Annotated in this window: 4 protein-coding genes; all 4 read right to left on the bottom strand. The window is 52.7% G+C overall.

The genetic code is table 11. From position 1 onward, the window contains the following. Positions 1 to 272: 272 nt before the first annotated feature. Positions 273 to 1,118 carry a CDP-diacylglycerol--serine O-phosphatidyltransferase gene (gene pssA / locus ENI00_RS09065; protein WP_304101487.1) on the bottom strand — a complete coding sequence of 282 codons (846 nt, stop codon included), beginning with the start codon at positions 1,116 to 1,118 and terminating at the stop codon, positions 273 to 275. A gap of 89 nt (positions 1,119 to 1,207) precedes the next feature. Then, the gene (gene ilvC / locus ENI00_RS09060; protein WP_304101486.1) at positions 1,208 to 2,224 is read right to left on the bottom strand and encodes a ketol-acid reductoisomerase; all 1,017 of its coding nucleotides are present in this window, start codon (positions 2,222 to 2,224) and stop codon (positions 1,208 to 1,210) included. 65 nt (positions 2,225 to 2,289) lie between these two features. Continuing rightward, complete coding sequence (gene ilvN / locus ENI00_RS09055) at positions 2,290 to 2,781, bottom strand: acetolactate synthase small subunit (protein ID WP_304101485.1); 492 nt, start codon at positions 2,779 to 2,781, stop codon at positions 2,290 to 2,292. Between the two features lie 2 nt (positions 2,782 to 2,783). Continuing rightward, a partial coding sequence (locus ENI00_RS09050) for a thiamine pyrophosphate-dependent enzyme (protein ID WP_304101484.1) occupies positions 2,784 to 3,200 on the bottom strand: 417 nt, incomplete at its 5' end.

The following is a 3,200-nucleotide window of genomic DNA, read 5'->3' as shown; positions in this document are numbered from 1 at the left end:
TAATTTGTTAAAGAGCGGTTGAGCCTTGGCTCAATCAAGGTGGCGTATTCTACAGCGAATCGCGACCTTGTCAACTGTTTAATCGAAGAAACTCTGAACTCGTTTTCTTCAATACTTTCAAACAGTTGCCCTTCTCAGAACCCCCGCCTCAGCGGTGTGTCCCTCGAAGGAGATGCGCATTCTACAGACACACGCAGATCTGTCAACTGGCAATTTCAATTAATGTTCAGAGATTTCGGTTTCCACCTATCAAAACATCCAAAACCTAAACCTCAAGACTTGGCTGAGCGACGCGGCTTCCCCCGGAAAAGCGCACGAACCGGGCCAGACAACGCATAAATCAGGAATCCCGTGAAAAGAACCGTAGCCGGGTCCAGCGCGATCACCACTAAGATCAGAACCACCAGCAGAATCGCAGCGAATGGAACGCGCCCACGAAGATCAAGATCCTTGAAGCTGCGATACAGTACGTTGCTGACCATCAGCACACCTGAGCCGCCTACAACAACAATGGTTAGCAGCGTGAGCCAAGCCGCAGGCTCATACGCGTGAAAACACCACACCAGGCCCGCAACACAGGCAGCGGCAGCCGGACTGGGCAAGCCGACAAAGAACTTCTTGTCCACCGAGCCAATCTGCGTGTTGAATCGGGCGAGACGAAGTGCCGCACCCGCAACGTATATGAACGTAATCGCCCAACCAATTTTATCCAGCCCGTTGAGAGACCAGAAAAACGCCACAAATCCGGGCGCAACACCAAATGCAACCATGTCGGCGAGGCTGTCATACTCCTCACCAAACTTACTCTGGGTGTTGGTCATCCGGGCGACTCGCCCGTCAAGACCGTCAAGAATCATTGAGACGAAAATCGCGATGGCGGCGTTGTCAAAAACGCCGCCGGCTGCGGACACGATGGCATAGAAGCCCGAGAACAGCGAAGCGGTTGTCAGGGCATTGGGCAGAAGGTAAATGCCTTTTCTGCGCACAGGTGCTCCTTCAACTAACTCCTCCTCCACCACTTCGCCATGCTCAACCTCAAGCTCTGACGCACCACTGGTGGAACGCTCTGGCTCGCTGCCCCCGGAATTCGCTTTTGTATCTTTTCTTTCTTCAGTCATTCCCACTACTCCGGAAAGTATTTGGGCAAAGTATATACGAAAAACGCGGCCACCCGGGCCGCGTCTTCTTAAACCAGGCGGAACACCGCTTAGTTTTTATCCTTATCCACGATCTTGTTTGCCGAGATCCACGGCATCATCCCTCGCAGCTTCTCACCTGTTACTTCAATTTCGTGAGCGGCATTCTGGCGACGACGCGCCGTCATGGATGGGTAGTTGTGGGCACCCTCTGCGATGAACATTTTCGCGTACTCGCCGCTCTGAATCCGCTTGAGCGCATTACGCATCGCTTCACGGGACTGTTCGTTGATGATCTCAGGGCCTGTCACGTACTCTCCAAACTCTGCGTTGTTGGAGATGGAGTAATTCATGTTGGCGATGCCGCCCTCGTACATCAAATCAACAATAAGCTTCAGCTCATGCAGGCATTCAAAGTACGCCATTTCCGGCGCATAGCCTGCGTCGGTCAGAGTTTCGAAAGCAGCTTTCACCAACTCAACTGTGCCTCCACACAGGACGGCCTGCTCACCGAACAGGTCAGTTTCTGTCTCATCCTTGAAGGTTGTCTCGATGATACCGGTACGCCCGCCGCCGATACCGCTAGCATAGGACAGCGACAGGTTCTTTGCGTTGCCTGACGCATCCTGAAAGATAGCAATCAGATCAGGAATGCCGCCGCCGTTCGCAAACTCGGTGCGAACAGTGTGACCCGGAGCTTTAGGGGCAATCATAATAACGTCCAGATCTTTGCGCGGAACAATCTGGTTGTAGTGGATGGCAAAACCGTGTGCGAACGCCAGGGTCGCGCCCTGCTTGAGGTTGGGTTCGATTTCGTCTTTATAAAGCCGGGACTGAAACTCGTCCGGCGTCAGAACCATTATCACGTCAGCGGCAGCAACCGCAGATGGCACGTCATTGGTCTTCAGGCCGTAGGCTTCTGCCTTGGCAATAGAAGAAGAACCAGGGCGCAGACCAACCGTTACATCAACACCGGACTCTTTCAGGTTGCACGCATGAGCGTGGCCCTGTGAGCCAAAACCGATGATGGCAACTTTCTTGCTCTGAATGATGGAAAGATCACAATCCTTATCGTAATAAACCCGCATGACTAACCTCTGTTGTTTGTGATGGCCTTTTAAGTGGCCAGAACGTGTGTAATGTACAAAACACCTTAAAGGCTCAAAACCTTCTCGCCCCGGGCGATTCCAGATACTCCCGAGCGCACAACCTCAAGCACACCCGAGGCACCGATCGCCTGAATGAAGCCATCCAGCTTTTCGCTGTCTCCCGCTAACTGAACGGTATAGACCGAGCTGGTAACATCAACAATCTGGCCCCGGAAAATATCCACGGTACGTTTGATTTCAGCACGCTGAGAGCCGGTTGCCTTAAGCTTGACCAACATAAGCTCTCGCTCAATGTGGGGGCCTTCGGTCAAATCCACCAACTTGACCACCTCAACGAGCTTGTTGAGCTGCTTGGTGATCTGCTCAATGACCCGATCCGAACCGGACGTTGTCACCGTAAGGCGTGACAAGGTTTCATCCTCGGTGGGTGCGACGGTCAGGGTCTCGATGTTGTAGTTACGCTGCGAAAACAGCCCGACCACACGAGACAGAGCGCCGGGCTCGTTTTCAAGCAACACAGAGATGATTCGACGCATGATCACACCCTCTCCGTCTTGCTGAGCCACATATCTTTCATGCAGCCACGGGCCACTTGCATCGGGTACACGTGCTCGAAGGGGTCAACTTTTATATCCACAAAAACCAGCCTGTCTTTCATCGCCAGAGCTTCTTTGAGCTTCGACTCCAGATCTTCCTTTTTATCGATCCGGATACCCACGTGGCCATAGGCCTCCGCCAACTTGATAAAGTCTGGCAGCGATTCCATGTATGAGTGCGAGTGACGGGACTCGTAGTTCATGTCTTGCCACTGCCTCACCATTCCCAAAGATCCGTTGTTCAGGTTGATGATTTTTACCGGTAGCTTGTACTGACTGCAGGTTGACAACTCCTGAATATTCATCTGGATACTGCCTTCACCGGTAATGCAAAGCACTTCTTCGTCCGGGTGAGTCAG

The organism is Marinobacter antarcticus (assembly GCF_011049865.1).
Lineage (GTDB): Bacteria > Pseudomonadota > Gammaproteobacteria > Pseudomonadales > Oleiphilaceae > Marinobacter > Marinobacter antarcticus_A.
Note: the sequence above shows the minus strand (reverse complement) of the source record. Positions and strands in the feature narration are given on the sequence as shown.

Coding starts and splice junctions, on each gene's coding strand:
- pssA (WP_304101487.1), bottom strand. CDS start 1,118: ATGACTGAAGAAAGAAAAGATACAAAAGCGAATTCCGGGGGCAGCGAG.
- ilvC (WP_304101486.1), bottom strand. CDS start 2,224: ATGCGGGTTTATTACGATAAGGATTGTGATCTTTCCATCATTCAGAGC.
- ilvN (WP_304101485.1), bottom strand. CDS start 2,781: ATGCGTCGAATCATCTCTGTGTTGCTTGAAAACGAGCCCGGCGCTCTG.